This window comes from Alteromonas sp. I10 (assembly GCF_003201515.1).
Classification (GTDB): Bacteria; Pseudomonadota; Gammaproteobacteria; order Enterobacterales; family Alteromonadaceae; genus Alteromonas; species Alteromonas macleodii.
Genome location: NZ_QJJN01000001.1, coordinates 798,358 through 821,329 on the forward strand (window position 1 = coordinate 798,358; position 22,972 = coordinate 821,329).

General features: G+C 45.5%; 16 protein-coding genes and 4 tRNA genes. 16 read left to right on the plus strand and 4 right to left on the minus strand.

Features of this window, described 5'->3' with window-relative positions:
* Positions 1-22 precede the first annotated feature (22 nt).
* A complete protein-coding gene (gene rnhA, locus BZA03_RS03420; protein WP_014979088.1) occupies positions 23-493 on the minus strand; it encodes a ribonuclease HI in 471 nt (156 codons plus the stop codon).
* 111 nt (positions 494-604) lie between these two features.
* Between rnhA and dnaQ the strand changes: the two genes are divergently transcribed.
* From dnaQ to BZA03_RS03465, 9 genes are all read left to right on the plus strand, one after another.
* Positions 605-1,324, plus strand: a complete 720-nt coding sequence (gene dnaQ, locus BZA03_RS03425; RefSeq protein WP_075176405.1) for a DNA polymerase III subunit epsilon — start codon at positions 605-607, stop codon at positions 1,322-1,324.
* Between the two features lie 54 nt (positions 1,325-1,378).
* On the plus strand, positions 1,379-2,869 hold the full coding sequence (locus BZA03_RS03430) for a TIGR03503 family protein (RefSeq protein ID WP_110288084.1): 1,491 nt from the start codon (positions 1,379-1,381) through the stop codon (positions 2,867-2,869).
* Between the two features lie 215 nt (positions 2,870-3,084).
* Positions 3,085-3,161 (plus strand) — tRNA-Asp (locus tag BZA03_RS03435).
* Between the two features lie 30 nt (positions 3,162-3,191).
* A tRNA-Asp gene (locus tag BZA03_RS03440) sits at positions 3,192-3,268 on the plus strand.
* 30 nt (positions 3,269-3,298) lie between these two features.
* Positions 3,299-3,375 (plus strand) — tRNA-Asp (locus BZA03_RS03445).
* 31 nt (positions 3,376-3,406) lie between these two features.
* Positions 3,407-3,483 (plus strand) — tRNA-Asp (locus BZA03_RS03450).
* Positions 3,484-3,799: 316 nt separating this feature from the next.
* Positions 3,800-5,353, plus strand: coding sequence for an EAL domain-containing protein (locus BZA03_RS03455; RefSeq protein ID WP_039227048.1), 1,554 nt, complete (start codon positions 3,800-3,802; stop codon positions 5,351-5,353).
* A gap of 101 nt (positions 5,354-5,454) precedes the next feature.
* Positions 5,455-6,165: a lipoprotein-releasing ABC transporter ATP-binding protein LolD gene (lolD, locus tag BZA03_RS03460; protein ID WP_039227046.1), complete on the plus strand. Its 711-nt coding sequence runs from the start codon at positions 5,455-5,457 to the stop codon at positions 6,163-6,165.
* A complete protein-coding gene (locus tag BZA03_RS03465) occupies positions 6,152-7,378 on the plus strand; it encodes a lipoprotein-releasing ABC transporter permease subunit (RefSeq protein WP_110287981.1) in 1,227 nt (408 codons plus the stop codon). Before lolD ends, BZA03_RS03465 begins: the two co-directional genes overlap by 14 nt.
* A 321-nt stretch (positions 7,379-7,699) precedes the next feature.
* Here BZA03_RS03465 and BZA03_RS03470 read toward each other — a convergent pair whose 3' ends face one another.
* Entirely contained in the window at positions 7,700-9,046 is a 1,347-nt protein-coding gene (locus BZA03_RS03470) for a dicarboxylate/amino acid:cation symporter (RefSeq protein WP_014949187.1), read from the minus strand.
* A gap of 114 nt (positions 9,047-9,160) precedes the next feature.
* Here BZA03_RS03470 and BZA03_RS03475 point away from each other — a divergent pair, with 114 nt between their 5' ends.
* Complete coding sequence (locus tag BZA03_RS03475; protein ID WP_110287982.1) at positions 9,161-11,710, plus strand: Ig-like domain-containing protein; 2,550 nt, start codon at positions 9,161-9,163, stop codon at positions 11,708-11,710.
* Between the two features lie 78 nt (positions 11,711-11,788).
* On the opposite strand, the gene astB is transcribed toward BZA03_RS03475, so the two are convergent.
* Entirely contained in the window at positions 11,789-13,129 is a 1,341-nt protein-coding gene (astB, locus tag BZA03_RS03480; protein WP_110287983.1) for an N-succinylarginine dihydrolase, read from the minus strand.
* Positions 13,130-13,524: 395 nt separating this feature from the next.
* On the opposite strand from astB, the gene topA reads away from it, so the two are divergent.
* The 6 genes from topA to fdhD all read left to right on the plus strand — a co-directional run bounded on the left by topA (position 13,525) and on the right by fdhD (position 20,578).
* Positions 13,525-16,179 carry a type I DNA topoisomerase gene (gene topA, locus BZA03_RS03485; protein WP_039229698.1) on the plus strand — a complete coding sequence of 885 codons (2,655 nt, stop codon included), beginning with the start codon at positions 13,525-13,527 and terminating at the stop codon, positions 16,177-16,179.
* 139 nt (positions 16,180-16,318) lie between these two features.
* Positions 16,319-16,870, plus strand: coding sequence for a DUF2058 domain-containing protein (locus BZA03_RS03490; protein WP_014976306.1), 552 nt, complete (start codon positions 16,319-16,321; stop codon positions 16,868-16,870).
* A 347-nt stretch (positions 16,871-17,217) separates the two neighbouring features.
* On the plus strand, positions 17,218-18,057 hold the full coding sequence (locus BZA03_RS03495; protein WP_110287984.1) for a leishmanolysin-related zinc metalloendopeptidase: 840 nt from the start codon (positions 17,218-17,220) through the stop codon (positions 18,055-18,057).
* 206 nt (positions 18,058-18,263) lie between these two features.
* Entirely contained in the window at positions 18,264-19,175 is a 912-nt protein-coding gene (locus BZA03_RS03500) for a LysR family transcriptional regulator (protein WP_014976308.1), read from the plus strand.
* A complete protein-coding gene (locus BZA03_RS03505) occupies positions 19,168-19,806 on the plus strand; it encodes a molybdenum cofactor guanylyltransferase (RefSeq protein WP_110287985.1) in 639 nt (212 codons plus the stop codon). Before BZA03_RS03500 ends, BZA03_RS03505 begins: the two co-directional genes overlap by 8 nt.
* Positions 19,796-20,578: a formate dehydrogenase accessory sulfurtransferase FdhD gene (fdhD, locus tag BZA03_RS03510; protein WP_039229685.1), complete on the plus strand. Its 783-nt coding sequence runs from the start codon at positions 19,796-19,798 to the stop codon at positions 20,576-20,578. Before BZA03_RS03505 ends, fdhD begins: the two co-directional genes overlap by 11 nt.
* 65 nt (positions 20,579-20,643) lie before the next feature.
* On the opposite strand, the gene BZA03_RS03515 is transcribed toward fdhD, so the two are convergent.
* On the minus strand, positions 20,644-22,968 hold the full coding sequence (locus BZA03_RS03515) for an FdhF/YdeP family oxidoreductase (protein ID WP_110287986.1): 2,325 nt from the start codon (positions 22,966-22,968) through the stop codon (positions 20,644-20,646).
* Positions 22,969-22,972: the final 4 nt, after the last annotated feature.

Consider the following 22,972-nt stretch of genomic DNA (forward strand, 5'->3'; position numbering starts at 1 on the left):
ATGAGCTTTGCAGTAAGCTTATCTAATTGCCAACGAAGCCTTCGTCGGGTTTCGTTGGATTGGCTTCTGCCGCATTGCGGGCCAAGTCGTCACAGCGCTCATTTTCAGGGTGCCCCGAATGGCCTTTTACCCAATGCCAGTTTACCTGATGCTTTTTTACCGCTTCATCTAGTCGCTTCCACAAATCTGCGTTCTTGACGGGTTTTTTATCTGCCGTGCGCCAACCGTTCTTGCGCCAGTTATGGATCCACTGATTAATACCGTTTTTTACGTACTGGCTGTCGGTAGTTAATTCAACGTTGCACGGTTCGTTTAAACTATTAAGCGCTTCGATAGGGGCTAATAGTTCCATACGGTTATTAGTTGTGTGGGCAAAGCCGTCGCTCAACTCTTTTCTATGCTGCTTGTAAATCAGTACAGCTCCGTACCCGCCCGGTCCAGGGTTGCCTAAGCACGAGCCGTCGGTGTATATATGAATGGTCTTTTGAGCCACAGCGTTTCCTTTGATTTAACTGGCTTAATTTATATTGTCTTTTCCCTTAGCGGATTGCGAAGGGGTTGATATACTATCAAAAAATGAAAGTGTAATTATAGTAGAGGTTCCATGCGCCAAATTGTTCTCGATACTGAAACCACAGGTATTGACCCCAAAGAAGGCCACCGCATTATCGAAATAGGGTGTGTTGAAGTTGTTAACCGCCGATTGACGGGGAATCACTTTCACGTTTACATCAATCCGGGCCGTCACATTGAACAAGAGGCAATTGAAGTCCACGGTATAACCAATGAATTTCTTGCCGACAAGCCTACATTTTCTCAAGTGGCTCAGGAGTTTGTGAGCTTTATCAAAGGGGCACAGTTAGTCATTCACAACGCGCCCTTCGACGTTGGGTTTATGGATCACGAGTTTGGCATGGAAGCGTCTACCAAAGGCGTTATTACTAACCAAATTTGCGATGTTCTAGATACACTTACTCTTGCTCGCCAAATGCACCCAGGCCAAAAGAACAACCTTGATGCCTTGTGTAAGCGTTATGGTATAGACAATAGTCATCGTACCCTTCACGGCGCTTTGCTGGATGCGGAAATCCTGGCAGATGTTTACCTGTTGATGACCGGTGGGCAAACTAAGCTAAAATTGGCATCTAGTTCGGGCAGCGACGCAGACTCCACGGCAATTCGCAGGATTCAGCGAAGCGCAAATAAATTAAAGGTTATTAAAGCTACCGCCGATGAGATAACACAGCATGAGGCTCGCCTGGATATTGTTGAAAAGGCAGGAGGCAAATGCTTATGGCGCCCTCAACCTGAAGAGGTGTCTTAGCAGAACATAATCAAACAGAACTAAAATAGCCAAACAATGCAGGAGCAGCGTAGCGTGAGAGTGTGGTTTTATTGGGTAATTTTTTTATCATTGTTTATACACTTAAGCGCTGGCGCTCAGTCGCAAGAAGACGAACGCGACGCTGCAAGGCAGCTTGCTGATAGCGCTGTACAAAATGCTCAATCAAGCAACACAACAATAGATACATCTCCTCTTACAGAGCTTGGTGATGAATACACCAACTCCATTCAACTGTTACAAAACCGCTTTCGCGTTGACTATAACGTTAAAGAAATCACCATGGTTTTCTTTAGGGAGTACGGTTCTGCCCCTGTAGTGCTGGTTAGACCCGATGGTTCAAAGCTATTTCAAGGGCGCGTCGACGAAGAAAAGGTGCAGTGGTACGACGCTGATACCTTTGACATGATCACCATCAAAGATCCTGTGCCAGGGCCTTGGCAAGCTGTAGGTCAAGTATTACCGCAAAGCCGTGTAATGGTTTTGTCTAATGTTGAACTTCATGCTGAGCCGTTACCGAATGTGCTGTTTGCAGGCGAAATACTTAAATCCACAGCCTATTTAACCAACAACGGCAAGCCTATAGAAAACAAACAGTTCAGAGATGTCGTTGACTTAGAAATTGAGTTTAAGAGTACCAATAACCCTAACTACGGCAACTTTGGTACAAATGACCAGCGCATAGCGACATTTAAAGACGATGGGCGAGGGATGGATGAGCGACCAGCAGACGGCGTTTTTACTGGCCAGTTTAACTTGAAAATACCGGCTGGTGAATGGAAGCCTATTTTTCGCGTAAGCACACCAATGTACACCCGCGAGCAAATAGGCGAACTTATTGTCTTACATGAAAATCCCGTGTCTATTGATGTTGAAATGGATGGAGGCGGAGAGGGCTATCATAAAATTATTATTGATGTAGACCGTGAATTAGTCGACATCGAGTCACTGCTAGTCGATGGCAAAGTGAAGTTTCCTAATTCCGATATGCAGAATTTTTCGCTAACAGAAGGCGGTGTGGATCCTCGAGAGCACTTAATTGTCGCCTACGAAGAAGGAATTTTTAGGGTAAAACTCACTGCTTACGGCACGACAATGGATGGGCGCGATTTTATATTAGATGTCCCCGAATATAGTTTTGTGGCAGAGGGACCAGCCGAGCCTGAGGTTGAAGACCCTTTAATCAATGGAAAAGATCCTATCGTTGATGGCAGTGCACCCTTAATAACGCAATCTGAAGTGCCACAAGACGATATGCAGCCAAATTCGGTAGAAGATGAAATGGATGATGGGACGCTAACCCTCATTCTGGTGGCCGTAAATGGGTCTATAGTGCTCATCGGAGTAATCGCTGCTGCTGTAATTATTATTATGCGAAAAAAGGCGTCTGCGCCTAAGCAAGCAAATAGTACTGCAAAGCCATCGGGAGAAACCACCGATGCTGACCTTACTATGGAATCTGAACCTAAGGGGTTTAAAAAACTGCTAGGGCTATTCAAAAAGCGTGAAAAAGCTGACAAGGAATAGCAGGGAGACCAGCGCTTCAGTTTAAGGCGTCGCTAATTTGTTCAGTTTGAATTTTATTTCGACATAATGCCTATTTAACAGGCAAACAAACCGCAGATGACAATTTTATTAATAAAAAGCGTTGACTCCACATAGGGGAATACGTATTATCTGCGCCGCAGTCAGGGGACAGGGCAACAACAGTCAAGTCAACTCACTGATAACATTGAAGATGTGGAGCGGTAGTTCAGTTGGTTAGAATACCGGCCTGTCACGCCGGGGGTCGCGGGTTCGAGTCCCGTCCGCTCCGCCACTCTTTCAATGGTATAACTAAAAGGTCTTCGGAGCGGTAGTTCAGTTGGTTAGAATACCGGCCTGTCACGCCGGGGGTCGCGGGTTCGAGTCCCGTCCGCTCCGCCATTTAGTTATACAGCGCAATCTCGATTATGTGGAGCGGTAGTTCAGTTGGTTAGAATACCGGCCTGTCACGCCGGGGGTCGCGGGTTCGAGTCCCGTCCGCTCCGCCATTAATCGAATAAAGCGCGCTTCCCATTATGCGGAGCGGTAGTTCAGTTGGTTAGAATACCGGCCTGTCACGCCGGGGGTCGCGGGTTCGAGTCCCGTCCGCTCCGCCATTAATGATAAGCTTTTCTTCTTAGATAATTCCCCCTTCTGGGGACACTCAAAAAGTTCTTTTTTACTCTGCAGTTAAAATTGCTGTTCTCGCAATCGCACTTTATTTATTCTTACCCTCTTGTCAGTTAGCCATTCAAGAAATTGCTCCATTTCCCAATTGCACAATGTGACACTAGAAACATTATTCCTCTTCGATTAATAGTCTTCTATAAAGTAAAAAACACCCAACAAACAGTAACATGCCCTAAAGTCGTAGTGTCTTTTTTTTAATTTGTACTAAAGTTAGGTCGTTCACGCTAAAAAAACACGGAAATTATGAATAAAAGCGACCAAAAACAGTACTTTCTTGCTGATAATTTAAAAGCAATTGGTGTGTCATTGCTAAGCGTAGTGGGTGTGACCCTATTACTCGCTATCGTTATGTTTGTGTTTATTCGAGAACAAGAGGAGAGTCGCGCTACAGAAATACTAGATAATGTGCGCGTAGTATTTAGAGATGCAGAGATCACGCTCGATTACCTAAATGCGCTGCCGTATCAAACCTGTGAAATGGATAACTTAGCGGAAATGCGAAAAACCTTGTTTCGCTCTCGATTTGTAAAAGAGATAGGTTTTTATCAAAATAACGAGCTATTGTGCAGTACTTATTTGGGCATTCTAGAAGAGCCCATGAAAGAGGTTAAGCCTGATTTTTATACTCAGCTTGGCGACGCTTTTTGGATAAATACCCCTCTTCAGCTTTTCGATAAACAAGCTACCGGTACTATAGTACAGCGCGGACGTTACAACGCTGTATTGGATATGGATAGCGTCATTGGTTACAGCTACACGCAAGATTGGCAGCTGTTCTACAATGGCGATCAGTTTTATCATATGGCAGGTAATCCTAGCCTTGTCGGTTCTACCCTCAGCCAAGATGACATGGACGCACGCACTGGCTACTTTTCCTTACAATTTATCCAGTGTGATGAACGCTACAATCATACCTGCCTAAAAGTGAAATCTGATCACGGTCGCGTATTAGATTTGCACATGGGCAAGCTGGTGTTGTTTGTGTTTGCTATGTTAATGACAGCAGCGTTGACGCATATGCTTACCTTTAACTATTTAAGACGACGACGTTCACTTGAGTCTCGCGTCAGTAAAGGGCTAAAAGAACATAAGTTCTATTGCTTGTACCAACCTTTTGTAAACTTGGAATCGGGAAAGGTCATTGGGTGCGAAGTATTGAGTCGATTTGAGGATGAATTTGGGCCGATTTACCCTGACGAATTTATTCCTCAGGTAAAAGAGCAGGATATGACCTGGGAATTTACGGTTGATATGATTACCACCGCCATGAGAGAACTCAACGAAAACCCAGAGATCCCCGAAGGCTTTAAGGTATCGTTTAATCTATTCCCCTTCGATTTTACCCGCGAAGGTTGTTTGGACCTAGACTTTGTACTAGATATGAACGTAAAGAACTTCAAGTTAGTTTTAGAGATCACTGAAGATGAGCAAATCGCCACTCATAGTGCGGTGAAGCATATTAAGTCACTGAAGAGCAAAGGCTTCTTATTTGCAATTGACGACTTTGGAGTGGGTTATTCAAATTTAAGCCAGCTTAAAACGCTAAACTGTGATTACCTTAAAATTGACCGCAGCTTTGTTATGGATATGGAAGATAACAGCATTCGTTCATCACTCATCCCTCACATTGTGAGTATTGCCGAAGGACTTAATGTTGATTTGATTGCAGAAGGGGTTGAAAACATTGATCAATGCAATGAACTGAAAGGATTAACCATCGGCTTTGGTCAAGGGTGGTTATTTGGCAAGCCACAGTCTGCGGATGCGTTGGCCAAAAGCGTTCAAGGCACGCAATAATACAGATTGATATTTACGTTTTAGCGCTGTTATTTTTCAGTTGGTGTTGGTAGTGTTTAACGCTACCATTCACCGTCTGGAAATTAAAGAAGAATACTCGCATGCAGGACGTGCTAATTTGCCGCAATATTAATAAAACCTATCAAGATGGCAGTAATGCTACCCCCGTTTTACACGATGTCTCTCTTTCAATAAAAGCTGGCGAACATGTTGCTATTTTAGGTAGCTCCGGCTCAGGTAAAAGCACCCTTTTACATATTCTTGGAGGGTTAGATAAACCTTCTAGTGGTGAAGTCGAATTCAATGGAAAATCACTCGGTCAATTATCTGGAAATGCATTAGCAAAGCTTCGCAATGACGAAATGGGCTTTATCTATCAATTTCATCATTTACTCGGTGAATTCACAGCGTTAGAAAATGTAGCAATGCCGCTAAGAATTAGAGGGCTCTCGACCAAATTGGCCCACGGCAAGGCTCGTGAAATGTTAGATGAAGTTGGGCTTTCTCACCGCGTCGACCATTTACCATCGACCATGTCAGGCGGTGAACGACAGCGTGTGGCAATAGCACGAGCTTTAGTTACCGAGCCATCAGTGGTACTGGCCGACGAACCTACAGGAAATCTTGATGACTCGACGGGTGAGCAAATTTATAAACTGCTTACTAGCTTAAGTGATAAAAAAGGGACAGCGTTTGTTGTCGTTACCCATGATATTACCTTGGCCGGGAAAATGGACAGGGTACTGAAGATAAAGGACGGCAGATTAGCGAGCGATACGTTATTCAAGGAGAACCAAGATGCTCGCCTTTGAATTGGCCCAACGCTTCAGAAAAACACGTTCAGAACAGCGTTTCATCTCTTTTATTTCTATGTCATCCACCATTGGGATTGCCCTTGGTTGCTTTGTACTAATTGTGTTGCTGAGCGTAATGAACGGGTTTGAAAAAGAGCTTACAAGTCGTATTTTGAGTGTGGTCCCTCATGGTGAATTATATAGCAAGAGCGAAAGCGGAATAGAAAATTTAGACGCGCAGCTCTATCGTTTGTCTCAAGATAGCCGTATTGCCTCTGTCACGCCATACACAGGGATAACCGGAATGTTGCAGTCAAAGGGGGAGTTGAAGGCGATTAGCGTTACTGGTATTCCGGTAAACAGTGTTAGAGACAAATATGCTGAAAGAGTCACAAGTGACGATTGGCAACGTTTTTCGATGCAAAAAAATGGTCTCATCGTAGGAAAGGGTATTTTCGCTTCCATGGACCTTAATATTGGTGACATTGTTCAAATACTCATTCCCCAAACAACACAGGATCTAACCTTCAAAGCCCCACGTTCAATTACGCTTTCTATTTCTGGAGTGCTATCTGTTGGCGGTGAACTCGATAACCAACTGGGTTTAATGCACTTGGAAACAGCGTCTGAAGCTATTGGTATTTCATCTAAGTCACAAGGAATTCAGTTTACACTTAACGACCCATTTTCATCTTACGACACGATGCGAGATATAGGTTACAGCTACCCACAGGGTGTTTACATGTCTGACTGGACACGTACCCAGGGCCACTTATATAAAGATATTCAGCTAGTTAGAGCTGTGGTGTATATCGCCTTGACGCTGGTCATTGCCGTTGCTTGTTTTAACATTGTGTCGTCACTGGTTATGGCGGTTAGAGACAAACAGGCTGCCATCGCAATATTAAAAACCATGGGAGCGACGGATCGTTTAATTCGCAATACCTTCGTGTTGCAGGGCGTTATCAATGGCGTTATAGGCATTACTGTAGGTGTGGTTTTAGCGCTACTGGTAGCACCTAACCTCTCTGAGATTGTTCGCTTTATTGAGGTGGCGATAGGCATAGAAATTCTATCAGGCGATATATATTTCATCGATTTCCTACCATCTGATCTACATTGGCAAGACGTTGTTGTAACCGTGGTTGTTGCTATGTTCTTGAGTGTGGGCGCTACTATTTATCCAGCGCAAAAGGCAGCCAAAGTATCACCTTCATCAGCGCTTCACTAACTTTAAGCTCAATAGGGTAAGCAATACCAATCCGCATAGATCATTACCCACTCAGCGAGAGTTAAAATGTTCGTAATCGCGGCGTGTTACCGCAGGTATAGTGGTTCTACATCAAGGTGACACAACAAAGAGTACGGACATTTTAAACTCGCCCTTCGGGAAGCTTGCCAGCGCCTTCTGAGTGGGCAATTATCTATGCGGATTGGTATAACGGAGCAAGCAACTAACTAAAAAGGCCAGCAATTGATGCTGGCCTTTTTTAGTATGCGACTGCTTCTGTAAACTCATATGTAAATCGAGCTAAAGAAGCTTTTGTAGTCGTTATTTATTCTTTTCAAAATGTTCGAAATCCACATCTTCCTGCTTCAAACCGGCTTTAGGATCGTTATAAACGCTTTCGTCCAATGCTCCTTCGCTTTTAGCTACAATGCACGACACCATACAGTCGCCTGTAATGTTTACCGCAGTGCGTGTCATATCCAGCAGTCTGTCTACACCGATAATAAGTGCGATCCCTTCAACCGGTAGGTTCACTTGCTGCAATACCATAGCTAGCATGATAAGCCCCACACCTGGCACACCGGCGGTTCCGATAGAAGCAAGGGTGGCGGTAAGTACTACCATCATATAGTCGCCAAGGCTTAAATCGACAGCGTAAACCTGAGCAATAAAGACCGTGGCAACACCTTGCATTATGGCCGTGCCGTCCATGTTAATTGTTGCGCCTAGCGGCAGGGTGAACGACGATACCGAGTTACCTACGCCAAGCTTGTTTTTCGCCGTTTCCATAGTGACGGGCAAGGTAGCGCTACTGCTTGAGGTACTAAATGCGAATAGCGCAGCGTCACGCATTTTTTTCATTAAGATAACAGGGTTTAATCCCGATAAAGCTTTTAGCAGCACTGAGTAGGTTACCAGGCCGTGAAGGATTAACACGCCAAATACTAAGAAGAAATATTTCGCCAGGCTCAGAATTGTTTCGCCACCAATAGTGGAGAAGAGTTTCGCCATCAACACGTACACGCCGTATGGCGCTAAGTTCATGATGATGGTAACAAGACGCATGATTACCGTATTAATATCTTCAAAGATAGCGGTAAGACGCTTGCCCGCATCACCTGTCATCGCCATAGCTATACCAAACAGTACGGCAAACACAATGATCTGTAGCATGTTGCCCTGTGCCATTGAGTTAATTGGGTTGCTTGGGAACATGTTAACGATAACGTCAGACAGGCTAGGGGCCTCTTTCGCTTGGAAGGTAGTTTCTGTTGTTAGATTTAGCCCGTCACCCGGAGACACCACTAAAGCTATACTCATGGCTAGTGTTATGGCAATGGCGGTTGTGACAACATAGAGTCCGACTGACTTTGCGCCAAGTCTTCCCAATTTACTAGGGTCAGACAGTGTGCTGGTTCCGCAAATTAAGGAAACAAACACAAGAGGAACCACAAGCATTTTTAAGCTGGCAATAAATATTTGGCCGAGAGTGGAAAATATACCTTCTACAAGAATGTTATACGTTGAGAACTCTAAACCGAATATCGAAAAAGTAAAATCTCCGCTATCATCAAACAATAATTGGAGAAAGACACCAGTCAAGATACCGGCAGCCATGCCGATAAAGATGCGGGCGGTTAAACTATATTTATGTGCAGATGAAGACATTAATGTTCCCTGTGCATTTTTATATTTTTAATCTTTCGTAGTGTGCCAGATTCAGTTGATTTTTAAACATAAAAAACGACGCAATTGTCAATAAAAGAGGTTCAGGAACGAATTATGTCGACATTAGCGAAAACGCTAAGCCTAATTAGCGCATTATTTATGCTAACAGCATGTGGTGGGGGCGGTTCATCAGTCTCTCGAGATAACACGGATAACGGAAGCGGAGACGGCGGTACCACATCACCAACCTATTCAATCGCTTTAACACTGGAAAATGAAAGTGGAGCAAGCGACAACAGCCTTTCTGAAGACAATAGTCTGTTTGTTGTTGCGACCGTGTCAGATCAAGATGGCAATCCGCATGCAGACGCGTTACTAACCTTTACGCTAAGCAACGAACAACTAGCCGAGTTTGGCAACGACACGGGAACGGCGCGTACAAATTCAAATGGTGTAGCCCGATTACGCCTTAATGCCAGCACGGCTTCTGGAGATGGCGAAATTACCGCTGCGCTCGGTAGCGGCGAAACGGGAACTACCACGTTTTCAGCCACAGCGGTGACAAGCACCGACCCAACAACAATAAGTGTATCGCTAGCCCTACAAAATGCAGCTGGGGAAGCAGATAACAGCTTATCTTCTAGCAACGCATTGGTTGCGCTGGCAACCGTGACTAATTCTGAGGGTGAGCCTCAGGCCGATTTGCTCCTAACTTTCTCATTGAGCAATGATGATTTAGCGACGTTTTCTAACGATACTGCCACTGCACTGACTAATGCAGAAGGCGTAGCGTCGATCGGTATGTCGGTGGGAAGCGCATCAGGGGATGGTGAAGTAACGGCTACTTTGTCAACGGGTGAAGCGGATTCAACTACATTCAGCTCTACGGGCAGTACAACGGTAAGTGAAGAGCCCGCGTCACTGGAGCTTTATGCTAACAGCATTCAGCTCGCCTCAAGCGGTAGTGATGAAGTTGAGTTGATAGCACTGGTTAAAAATGAACAAAGTGTGCTGATGGAAGGGGTAGAAGTAAGCTTCTCTGCCGCATCAGGCGATGGGGTTGAACTTCAATTAACTCAACCAGAAACCGCCGCAGATGGTACAGCGCGCGCAATATTAACGTCTCAAAACGATGCGTCAAACCGCACCGTCACCATTACAGCAGGTGCAGGCAGCCTTACGCAAACAGTTGAAATTACCATTGCTGGTACAGAAGTCACCATCAACGGTGCATCGTCAGTTATTTTGAACGACAGCGTAGATTATACAATTCGTGTTCAGGACTCTGACGGAACATCAATTCTCAACCAAGACCTAGTGCTAAGTGCGGTTAACGGAACGCTTAGCAGCACGACTGTTAATACGGGCGCAAACGGACAAGCGACAGTGTCTTACACTGCATCAACGTCTGGCGAAGATACTATCACTGCGGCAGCACTTAACGCTGAGACAAGCTTTACGGTGCAAGTTCAGCAAGACGAATTTAACTTTGTCAACTTGCCTACAGAGGAAGTGCCGCTAGGGCAGCCTCAAACTATTACGGTCCAGTGGCGTCAAGACAACACGCCTGTGGTAGGTCAAAATGTTACCTTTAGCGCGTCACGTGGTGTTATTGCGGGCAACGCAACTGTAGTGACCGATGCAGAAGGGCAAGCGAGTATTGATATCAGTGCGAATAATGCTGGTATCTCTTCAATCACTGCATCAGCGAGTGACGGAAGTGGGAATGTGTTGGTTTCAGCACTCACTCAGATTGAGTTTATTGCTACCACACCTCACACACTGATTGCCGATGCATCACCTGATATCATTGGCCCTGACGGTCAAACCAGTACCATCAGTGCAGTTGTTCGCGACGTTGATGGAAACTTGGTGAAGAACAGTGTGGTTAACTTCTCTGTATCTGACGTATCGACCGGATTTGTATCACCTTCTCAGGCAACCACCGACAGCAAGGGGATAGCGACCACCGTCTTTACTTCAGGATCGGTATCGACTCAAGACGCGGTAGTGGTTACTGCTTTTGTTGCTGACGACCCAGCCATTGACGACGAGGTTGTGTTAACAGTGGGCGCACGTGCTTTTGATATCTCGCTAGGAACGGGTAATGAGCTAGAAGAAGCCACTTCGACTTCTTACCTAAAGCGCTTTGGTGTGTTTGTATCAGATTCTGCAGGTCAACCAGTCAGTGGCGTTAACCTGACTGCGTCAGTTGCGCCGGTAAAATACGTAAATGGCGGTGAGTATAGAACCGGCTTTTGGGTATTCGACGATGATGCTTCTCAATGGGTTGCAATAGTAAATCAAAACTGTGAAACCGAAGACGTTAACGACAATGGTATTTTGGATACAACACCAAGAGATGAAGATACTAATGAAGATGGTATGTTAACTCCTGGATTAATTGGGACCATCGCGTTTGCCAACGGTGCAGCGGTGACAGATGAGAATGGCTACGCGGAATTGGAATACCGTTATCCTCGCAGCTATGCAATCTGGTATGACGCTGTCATTTCAGTGTTCGGACAGTCTACAGGCAGTGAAGCAAGTGCGAAGATGCGTTACACCCTAAGTATCTCTGCTGACGACGTGACGGATGAAGGGGCGTCACCGCCGGCTAATCCATTCGGCGTAACTGATCAGTGTACGCTGGTCACACCATAAAGAGTTTATACTTAACAAGTAACAAAAAGCCGGCTTATAGCCGGCTTTCTTTTTCGCTTAATTTTAATCAGACTTAACTTACGACTGTTGGAATGGGTAAACCGAACCAATTTTAAGGATTTGTGTAAGCTCATCAAGCGCAGTACGAGATTCAATGAGAAGCTGCGGATCGCGCAAGTCATCTTCACCTAATTCATCGCGATAGTGCTTGTCGACCCAAGCGTTTAGGCGAGCGAACTGTGTATCGTTGATTAACGTATTTTGATTAACTGCGGCAAGTTCTTGGTCATTCATCGCAACGCGCAAACGCAAACATGCCGGACCACCGCCATTACGCATGCTTTGTTTAACATCAAAATAATTAACCGACTTAATGGGCGTACCCAGAGTTACCAGCTTGTCTAAATAGCGCTTAACGGCTTCATTTTCCTCACACTCAGTTGGCGCGATGATGGTCATATCACCACCTGGAAGCGTTATAATTTGCGTGTTGAACAAGTAGGTTTTTACTGCGTCTTGTACAGAGACTTCAGCAGTCGGTACTTCGATAAAGTGAAGCGGTTCGCTACCAAATTTAGCTTGAAGCTCTTTAAATCCAGCGTCTTTTTGATAAAACGCTTGCTCGTGGAAAAACAACACATTTTGGTTACCAACAGCGATCACATCGTTGTGGAATACGCCCTGGTCGATAACGTCTGGGTTTTGCTGCATGTAAACTACGCCATCGTCGTCTAGACCGTGTAAGCGAGCTACTGCTTGGCATGCTTCTAGCGTTTGGCGAGCAGGATATTTTTTCGGTGCTGGTTTGCTGGTATCAAATGCATGACGACCATAAACAAACAACTCTACGCCTGCCTGACCATAGTTGCGGCAAAGTCGCGTGTGGTTGGCTGCACCTTCGTCACCAAAATGCTCGTTATCTGGCAGGTGCTGGTGATGAGCAAAGTGCTTTTCATTGGCAAATGTACCGCGCAGGATATTGCCTGTAACCTGAGGCTCTAGTGAACGATGGAACTTATTAGTTAAGTTTGCAGGGGTAAAGTGAACGCGACCATCGGCAGTATCGGCACTAGGAGACACAGTGGCGGCATTTGCAGTCCACATGCTACTGGCAGAACAACAAGCAAGGAAAATCTCGCGAGATTGCTTTGCAGCGCTTTCTAGCACGCGAGCATCAGAGCCTGTGAAGCCTAAACGGCGCAGTGCGGCGATGTCAGGACGCTCTTGTGGGGCCAACACACCTTGAACCATTCCCATATCGGCCAACGCCTTTGCTTTGGCTAAGCCTTGCTTTGCAGCTTGTTTTGGACTGCTCTTTGCGTTTGCGTTGTTCAGGGAAGCGACATTGCCAAACGACAAACCGGCATAGTTATGGGTAGGTCCTACAAGACCATCAAAGTTAACTTCAAACTGCTTCATACTTTCCCTCATTCTTGGAGTTTTGGCGCTTGACCCTATATGTTACTTTTCCATACGCACTGCGATTAATTTAATAGCAGCGGCAACGCTTTCGTTCTTTTACAGGGGCAAACGATGCACTTCTTCACACCTGAACATGTTGTCAGGCTAGGTTGGAATGGCTGGCATTATACGGCTTTTAAGGCCAATGCCAATCGCGCTGTTTATTTATTGTACAGTTTTTGCGCGTGTTTAAAGCAAAGGAAAGAATAAGTATGAAGAAGATCTTGTTTTCCATTCACTTTGTAGATATATGTTAAAAAAGAGCGAGTACCCTATATATAGTGCAAGGTTGCTCCAATTTTCAGAATTTGACGTAAATAGTCATTAAAAATCAATAGGTTTAGTTCAATTATATGGCAAAATCACTGGTCATAGTCGAGTCACCAGCCAAAGCGAAAACGATAAATAAATATCTCGGTAAAAATTTTATCGTAAAAAGTTCGGTTGGCCACGTGCGAGATCTTCCGACGAAGGCTTTAGGCAAAGTAGAGCCTAAAAAACCGGCTAAAGAACTCAAAACTTTAAGCGAAGAAGAGCGTCAAGAATATCTTCGCCGTCACGAATATTTGAAGCTTGTAGACAGAATGGGTGTGGATCCAGAGAAAGACTGGAAAGCCCACTATCAAGTGCTACAGGGTAAAGAGAAAGTCGTTAACGAACTTAAAAAGCTTGCTAAAGATGCTGACACTATCTATCTCGCGACCGATTTGGACCGCGAAGGGGAAGCGATTGCATGGCATTTACAAGAGCTGCTAGGTAAAAAAGACAAAACTTACCAGCGAGTGGTGTTTAACGAAATTACTAAAAACGCGATTCAAGATGCGTTCTCAGATCCGGGCGAACTAAACATTTCTCGCGTCAACGCCCAGCAAGCTCGTCGATTCCTAGACCGTGTTGTAGGCTTCATGGTATCGCCACTTCTGTGGAAAAAAATTGCGCGAGGCCTCTCAGCAGGGCGCGTTCAATCGGTAGCGGTTAGGCTTGTTGTAGAGCGTGAGCGAGAAATTAAAGCGTTTGTACCTGAAGAGTTTTGGGACGTACACGCAGATTTAACTAGTCAGCAAAAAGCGGCACTACGCATGCTGGTAGCAAAGCACCAGGGCAATGCGTTCAAGCCTAAAAACAAGGCCGAAACTGATAAAGCGCTTGCTGACTTAGAAGGGGCTAACTACACGGTAGAAAGCCGCGAGTCAAAGCCTACGCAAAGTCGTCCTTCTGCACCATTTATTACCTCAACGCTACAACAAGCGGCAAGTACTCGATTGGGCTTTGGTGTTAAGAAAACCATGATGATGGCACAGCGCCTTTATGAAGCGGGCTACATCACCTATATGCGTACGGATTCAACCAATTTAAGCCAAGAGGCGTTGGACAGTGCTCGTGCGTATATTTCAGATAATTTTGGTGACAAGTACCTGCCTGATTCGCCAAATCGCTACGGCAGTAAAGAAGGTGCGCAAGAGGCGCACGAAGCGATCCGTCCTTCAAACGTGAGCATAAGTGCTGCAAGTTTGGGCGATATGGAGCGCGATGCACAGCGACTTTATGAGCTTATTTGGCGCCAGTTTGTGGCCTGTCAAATGACTCCAGCTAAGTACGATGCAACCACTATCAAAGTGGCGGCGGGTGATTACGAGCTGACGGCGAAAGGCCGCGTACTTAAGTTCGATGGTTGGACTCGCGTTCAACCTCAGCTTCGCAAAAAAGGCGAAGAAGAGCTCATGTTGCCTGATGTACAAAAAGGCGATGTGCTTGACTTAAAAGCGCTTGATCCTAAACAGCACTTCACCAAGCCTGTAGCGCGATTTAATGAAGCTTCGTTGGTAAAAGAGCTTGAAAAACGCGGTATTGGTCGTCCATCGACCTACGCCAGTATTATTTCGACGATTCAAGATCGCGGCTATGTGCGCTTAGAGAACAAGCGTTTTTATGCCGAGAAAATGGGCGAAATAGTAAACGATCGTCTGATGGAAAACTTTGACGATTTAATGAGCTATGACTTTACTGCCAACATGGAGCAGCATCTTGATGATATTGCTGAAGGCAAGAAAGATTGGAAGGACGTGCTCAACGACTTTTACAGCGGCTTCTACGGAAAACTGTTAAACGCTGAGAAAGACCCTGAAGAGGGCGGTATGCGCTTGAATCAGGCAGTGCCTGCAGGTGTTGAGTGCGATAAATGCGGCCGTGAAATGAACGTGAGAACCGCGTCAACTGGCGTATTCTTGGGCTGTTCAGGCTACAATTTACCGCCGAAAGAGCGCTGCACAAACACCATGAATTTAACGCCTGGTGACGAAGTCGTGAAAGTGGACGATGAAGAAGAGCTCGAAACAGAAGCGCTTCGTTCTAAAAAGCGTTGTCCTAAGTGCGGCACGGCGATGGACAGTTACTTGGTTGACGAAACCCGTAAACTTCATGTGTGTGGTAACACGCCAACATGTGATGGCACCTTAGTTGAAACAGGCACATTCAAGATAAAAGGCTATGACGGCCCCATTATTGAGTGTGACAAATGTGGCAGCGATATGGAGCTTAAAAACGGTCGATTTGGTAAATACTTCGGCTGCACCAACGAAGAGTGTAAGAATACTCGTAAGCTACTTAGAAACGGTGAAGCTGCGCCGCCAAAAGAAGATCCGGTAGATTTACCTGAGCTTCCGTGTGAAAAGTCTGACGCGCACTTTATGCTACGTGATGGCGCTTCGGGAATTTTCTTAGCGGCGCATAACTTTCCAAAGTCGCGTGAAACTCGTGCACCGAAAGTGGAAGAACTTGCTCGCTTTAGAGATAGAATTTCGCCGAAATTCTACTATCTTGCTGATGCGCCACAAACAGACCCTGATGGTAACCCTGCAATAGTTCGATACAGCAGGAAGACCAAACAGCAATACGTGATGTCTGAGAATGACAACGGTAAAGCAACAGGATGGTCTGCGTGGTACGACAATGGCAAATGGCAGGAGCAAGCCGCTAAAAAGCCAGCGACTAAAGCCAAGAAGAAGTAACGCCTTTAATTCGGAAAAGGTAAAAATAGACCTTTAATTGAAATTCACAAGCCCGACATTGCTCGGGCTTGTTACGTAGTTAAAAGACGGTAAACGTCTGCAAAGCGTATCAATAGAAACAGAGTAACAGAGAGTAATTATGGCCTCCTTACAAGACCAACTACTGAAAGCCGGTTTGGCCGATAAAGCGTCTGCAAAGCAAGCGCGTGCAGATAAACGCAAAAAACAAAAGCAAAAGAATAAGCAAAAACAACCTGTCGTTGATGAAGCGACTATTGCTGCTCAACAAGCAGCTGAAGAGAAAAAAGCGCGCTCACGCGAGCTAAACCAGCTTCAACAGCAGGAGCGAGAGAAGCGCTCAATTATTGCGCAGGTAAGGCAGCTTATTACGGTAAACAAACAACCGCGCAATGGCGAAACCTTACTTAACTTTACACACGACAACGTAGTAAAGCGTCTGTATGTGAGTGAAGAGATGCACAAGCAAGTGACAAAAGGTCGTTTGGCTGTTGTATTGCTAGATGACGCTTATGAACTAGTACCAGCCCCCGTTGCTGACAAAATTGCGCAGCGCGACGAGGCTTCAGTTATTTACCGTGCTGATTTAGATAAGAGCGGAGCCGACGGTAAAGATGAAGAAGAAGATGATTGGTACGCCGATTATGAAATTCCAGATGATTTAACCTGGTAGGCCCTCTAATTCATTCTCGCAGCCGCGCTCTGTATCACAGAGCGTGGTAAGCGGGAAAGTCGACGTAAAAAAGTTTCAATAATTCTCCCACTCCCAATACGTCATTGTGCCAATGGCGAACGACTCACCGTTAAGCATTCTCTGTTAAAAAATTCAACACGTTGATCTTTAGTAATTTTTACTTTTGCCGTTAACAAGCAATCTTTCTCATAACTACTTACGGTTTTCTCTACTATAGTTTTTTTAGTCCTTACCCTGTTGAGCTTTGAAATACAGCAAAGATAAACAGGCCTACGTTGCTCATTTTATTTGCATCGAACGTTTTTTCTTAGTTTTGGAGGGGTGCCATGGGTGTCTCAATTAAGTGGTTCTTCAGTGTTGTGGTGTCGTTGTGTGTGTCTTTTTCAGCAAATGCAGGACTATTCAAAATTTCTATTAACGATCTTGGTGGTTTAACACCTTCACAATCCAGCGCTTTTGATGATGCAATCGCTTATTGGGAGTCTTACCTAATAGGCGTTCAAAGCGAGTTTAATCACAATATTGTTATAGATGCGAGTGGCGTTGCACTTGATGGTGTGGGTGGCATATTGGGTAGTGCTGGCCCAACGGGTATCACTCAGCTACCAGACAGCACTTTTGTTTATGCAAATAAAGGCCGCATGCGTTTTGATACGGCAGACCTTGCTAGCTTAGAAAATCGCGGTACCCTTTTTGATGTCATCGTACACGAGATGGCCCATGTAATTGGATTTGGAACATTGTGGACGACCGACTTTTTTATTGCGGGCAGCCAATCTAACTACGTCAGCGGTTCAGGGCGTTACACCGGAGAGTACGCTTTGGAAATTTATCGCCGCGAGTTTGTGGAAAACGCCACATTTATTCCTGTAGAACTGGGGGGAGGAGCCGGCACTGCCAACAGTCACTGGGACGAACCTTGGCCTGGTGGTTCATCAGATTTAATGACAGGGTATTTGGGGCCATATCCAATTTCGTTAAGTGATACCACTGTAGCGTCGTTTGCTGATATTGGCTATTTGACTACGGTTACTCATGCAGTAAGTGAAGCCGCAACGGTATGGCTATTTCTATTTTCAATGGGACTTGTTGTAAGAAGGCATCATCAAAGGTCAACAGGCGCTAGTACACGTCGTCTACAAATTTTTCAGGCGATGTCGGTCTAGCAGCGTCGAAGCGCTTGCGCAGAACAAAATGCTAAATCTATGCTGGGCGAATAATCTTGAGTGATAGTTTCTATCAATCAGTATGTGCACATATTTTTGGGATTTTTGGCTTATTCTAAAAACATGCGTTTAATGTACTTACAAGTCAAGCATTCCATTGGTAGAATCATGATAGAAGCTATCTATCATGATTAAGGTATTGGTCTTTGGATATTCGTCAGCTCCGGTTTCTGGTCGCGTTAGATGAGACGCAGCACTTCGGTAAAGCGGCTAAGTCGTGCAATGTTACACAACCCACGCTTTCTTCACGTCTTCATAATTTAGAAGATGAGCTTGGCATTCAGTTGGTGGCTCGCAACCACAGATTCCAAGGCTTTACGCCGGAAGGTGAAAGAATTTTGGCATGGGCAAGGAATATCTTAGCGGCGTGTGACGGATTACAAGCGGAAGCTGCATCGTGCAAAGGTGCCTTAGTTGGCCGACTTCGGATCGGTGCCGTTCCTCTAGCGAGTGTCGATCCTATCGACATTATTGACACCCTCTCAAAACAGCACAGTGCACTACAGTTTTCCTTACAAACACATAGCAGTGAGTATATCGTTAACGCGCTACACCGTAACGAGCTTGACCTGGGTCTTTGTTACCTTGAAGGCATGAGCGCGCAACACTTCCATATTTTGCCGTTTAAAGCTACACCAATGGTGTTGCTGTATCACCCTAATCATTACTGCTTTGAGCAAGATACCCTAAGCTGGCAGTCTCTTTCATCACTGCCACTTGGGTTATTAACACCTTCAATGCATTTTAGGCAGTCAATCACGTTAAACATGGCAAATGTGGGCGTGAACAATGAGCCTGTTATTGAATCAGACTCGGTTCATTGTTTACTGCAAGCAGTGAAAAAGGGGATGTGTTGTACGATCCTTCCAACCAACGTCGCAAAGGCCAATGATGATTTAGGACTCGCCTATGTTACTGTTGACGATGGTAAAACCATTTCGCCTTTAGGGCTCATCATGCGAAAAGGCGAGCCCAGTTCTCCCATCGCCAAGCAATGCTTTGAGTTTTTAAAAGGATATGAGGAGATTTTCAATAAAGGAGGCATATGCAGTGAGTAAAGTGAATACGACACTCATCGGTTTAGTGCTTGCGGGTGGTCAATCGCGTAGAATGGGGCAAGATAAAGCACTTATGCGTTATCAGGGCCGTACTCTCATCGATAATGCTTCGTTACTTTTACAGTCTGCGAGTTGCGATAAAGTGTTAATTAGCCGCAACGCGCCAGGCTTTTTGAATGACAAAATTGAAGATGTAGGTCCGCTTAGCGGAGTACATGCTGTTTTAGACGCACTATCTCAATCTGATAATCACAATGGCAATCCTTGTGAACTACTTGTTCTTCCCGTTGACATGCCGCAGATGACGCCCGAGCTTTTGAGAATATTAGTTTCGCGAGGGCGAGAGGCTGAAAAGGCATGTTATGTGGAAAAACGCTTTTTGCCTTTCTATTTACCCGTTACTCAGGACACCAAAGCCCTCTTAGCCAACTATCTAGTTGAGCAAAGTAAAAGACGAGTGGTAGGATTTTTAGAAATTCTCAATGCAGTTTCTCTTAAAGAAGCCGGCCTCAAAAAAACAGCGCGTAAAGATGAAAGGGATAGCAAAATGCGTCTCGCAAATATGTCCAATGAAGATGGCGTAGAGTGGTTGAATGTAAATACTCCAGGTGATTGGCCACATGAAAAGTAATACTGAACTGCACGCATTAGTTTTAGATGCTACACCCTATACGCAAAAGTTTGCCCTTGCCGAAGAAGTCGCTTTAAGCATTAGTTATAACGGTATTAATTATGCCGTAATGCTGATAACCCCAAACGACATTGAAGATTTCATTGTGGGCTTCAGTTTAAGTAACGACATTATCGAACATCCCCGCCAGCTTTACGGTATTGAATTGACGCATCACAAAGAACACATCAATGCGGAAGTTGAAATTGCCAATCAGGCGTTCTGGAAGTTAAAGGAAAATAAACGGCAATTGGCGGGGGCGTCGGGCTGTGGGCTCTGCGGTGTTGAGGCATTAGACAACGCTTTGCCTCAATTGACGTCTATTGATGTATCGCCTTTGCCTGATGTGAGCTGGTTTAAAGGATTGCGAAGCCTTATATCTAATGCGCAAGCATTAGCTCAGCAGAGCGGTGCGGTGCATGGAGCGCTCTACATTGATGCTAAGCGCAATGTGCTGGCATGCCGAGAAGATATAGGAAGGCATAATGCTTTTGATAAATTAATTGGTGCTATCACCACCAAAAAACTCTTTCAACCTGAAGGTATTGTTGTGCTCACAAGCCGCTGCAGTTTAGAGTTGGTTCAAAAAGCGATAAGAGCTAAATTACCTTTGGTAGTAACGCTATCTGCTCCTACAGCCTTATCAGTAAAGTGGGCAAGCCGTTACGGTCTCACCCTGATCCATGTACCTAAGTATGACCCTCCAAGAGCTTACGCACCGCAAGAAAAGTAGTGCGCAGCGAACCAGTTAGAAACAAAGGGTCTGTACTGATAAGTACCTGATAAGCAGAGAAAAACTTACACCGCAGAGACTGCTATTCGGCCATCTGATTCAGATTTCGAAAGTTTGATCGCGATAAATTTCGATGTTGGTGTGAACGTGCCATCACCGTAACTTTCTAGTGGTACTAACGGATTGGTTTCGGGGTAATATGCTGCTGCTTGACCTTGCGGGATGTCGTAAGCCACCAACATAAACTGTTTAACTTGGCGTGTTTTGCCGTCGTTCCACATTGACGTAATGTCGACTTTATCGCCATCGTTAAAACCCAGCTTCTTAATGTCACGTTCATTGACAAACAGAACGTCCCGCGCGCCAAACACGTTTCTGTAGCGGTCATCCATACCATAAATAGTTGTGTTGTACTGATCATGAGAGCGCAGTGTTTGTAAAATGAGGTCCGGCTCTTCACCTTTCGCAACGAGGTCAGCATTTAACAGTGAATCAGGCAGGGCGTTAGCAGCAAACTCGGCTTTGCCCGATGGTGTTAACCAGCGTCTCTCACCTGCTGCATTACCTAAATGAAAACCACCTGGTTGAGCGAGTTTGGTGTTAAAGTCTTTAAAACCGTCTATGGTGTCGGCAATGAGCTCACGAATATTGTCGTAATCGCTTATTAAGAAGTCCCAGTCTACCGGCGTGTTGCCTAACGTCGCCTTCGCGATACCAGCAATAATAGCGGGTTCAGAGCGAAGTTCTGGAGAGCTTGGCGGAAGTTGGCCATAAGAAATATGGACCATAGAAAACGTATCTTCCACAGTCACGCCTTGTTGCCCGCTAGCCTGCATGTCAATTTCAGTACGTCCCAAGCAGGGTAATATAAGCGCGTCTTTACCTGTGGTTAGGTGAGAACGATTTAATTTGGTGGCGATATGAACGGTTAAGTCGCATTGTGACAGCGCAGCGTGAGTACGCGGCGTATCTGGCGTCGCCTGGGCGAAATTACCGCCTAGGCCGATGAAAACTTTGGATTCACCACTTTCCATAGCCTGGATAGCTTGAATCGTATTGTGACCTCTTTCTCGTGGAACGGCGAAGTTAAACTTGTTCTCTAGTGCGTCAAGCAATGCTTTGGGGGGGACTTCGTTAATACCCACAGTTCTATCCCCCTGCACATTGCTGTGGCCACGAACGGGAGAAAGCCCTGCACCAGGCTTGCCCACGTTTCCTCGTAGTAGTTGAACGTTCACTATTTCCTGAACCGTAGCTACTGAGTGCTTGTGCTGGGTGATCCCCATTGCCCAACACATGATCACCCGCTCTCCACGTTTGTACATGGTTGCCGCGTGACGTATTTCGTCTTTTGATAAACCGCTCTGCGCTTCAATATGCTCCCAGCTCGTCGCTTCAACAGTACTCAAATAGTCGTCCATTCCATTGGTATGTGCGTTAATAAAGTCGTGGTCGAATACGGGAGGAGCATTGTTTGCTTTGGCTTCTTGTTCCCAAGTTAACAGCCATTTTGCGATGCCGCGCATAACCGCCATGTCACCACCAAGAGCAGGCCTGAAATAGGCGGTATTAGTTGGCTCAGAGCCATTGGTAAGCATTTCAACGGGATGCTGCGGGTTTTGAAATCGTTCAAGGCCACGCTCTTTTAACGGGTTGAAGCATACCACTTGCGCCCCTCTTCGTACTGCTTCACGAAGAGGTTCTAGCATGCGAGGGTGGTTAGTTCCCGGATTTTGGCCGATAACAAAAATGGTGTCTGCTTTTGCAAAATCATTGAACGTAACTGTGCCTTTGCCCACGCCTATCGTAGGTTTCATACCTTGCCCCGACGCTTCGTGGCACATATTTGAACAATCGGGAAAATTATTTGTGCCAAATGCGCGCACGAATAACTGATATAAATAGGCGGCTTCATTACTCGCCCGCCCGGAGGTATAAAACTCCGCCTGATGAGGGGAATGTAAACCCTTCAAGTGTTTGGCAATAAGTGCGAAGGCATCGTCCCATGATACTGGTTCGTAATGGTCTGCTTGAGCATTGTAGCGCATAGGGTGGGTGAGTCTCCCTTGTGACTCAAGCCAGTAGTCGGTGTGCTTTTTCAGTGAGCCGACCGAATACTTTGAGAAAAATGTTGGGTCTACATAGCGACCGGTAGACTCCCAGTTCACTGCTTTAGCACCATTTTCACAAAACTTCACTAAACCACTTTCTGGTGATTCACCCCACGCACAGCCTGGGCAGTCAAAGCCTTTGTCTTGGTTCGTCTTGAGCATGGCTCGTAGATTCTTAAGTGGCTTTTCGCTTTGGATCCAGCTCTGGGTTACACTCTTTAGTGCTCCCCATCCGCCAGCGGGTTTGTTGTACGTTTTGATGTTACGCTTATCACTCATGTTC

Bases quoted from the DNA above. Each gene is read 5' to 3' on its own strand.
- BZA03_RS03465 (WP_110287981.1), top strand. From the start codon at position 6,152: ATGCTCGCCTTTGAATTGGCCCAACGCTTCAGAAAAACACGTTCAGAA.
- BZA03_RS03475 (WP_110287982.1), top strand. From the start codon at position 9,161: ATGTCGACATTAGCGAAAACGCTAAGCCTAATTAGCGCATTATTTATG.
- BZA03_RS03490 (WP_014976306.1), top strand. From the start codon at position 16,319: ATGGCCTCCTTACAAGACCAACTACTGAAAGCCGGTTTGGCCGATAAA.
- astB (WP_110287983.1), bottom strand. From the start codon at position 13,129: ATGAAGCAGTTTGAAGTTAACTTTGATGGTCTTGTAGGACCTACCCAT.
- dnaQ (WP_075176405.1), top strand. From the start codon at position 605: ATGCGCCAAATTGTTCTCGATACTGAAACCACAGGTATTGACCCCAAA.
- fdhD (WP_039229685.1), top strand. From the start codon at position 19,796: ATGAAAAGTAATACTGAACTGCACGCATTAGTTTTAGATGCTACACCC.
- lolD (WP_039227046.1), top strand. From the start codon at position 5,455: ATGCAGGACGTGCTAATTTGCCGCAATATTAATAAAACCTATCAAGAT.
- BZA03_RS03455 (WP_039227048.1), top strand. From the start codon at position 3,800: ATGAATAAAAGCGACCAAAAACAGTACTTTCTTGCTGATAATTTAAAA.
- BZA03_RS03515 (WP_110287986.1), bottom strand. From the start codon at position 22,968: ATGAGTGATAAGCGTAACATCAAAACGTACAACAAACCCGCTGGCGGA.
- BZA03_RS03495 (WP_110287984.1), top strand. From the start codon at position 17,218: ATGGGTGTCTCAATTAAGTGGTTCTTCAGTGTTGTGGTGTCGTTGTGT.
- BZA03_RS03470 (WP_014949187.1), bottom strand. From the start codon at position 9,046: ATGTCTTCATCTGCACATAAATATAGTTTAACCGCCCGCATCTTTATC.
- topA (WP_039229698.1), top strand. From the start codon at position 13,525: ATGGCAAAATCACTGGTCATAGTCGAGTCACCAGCCAAAGCGAAAACG.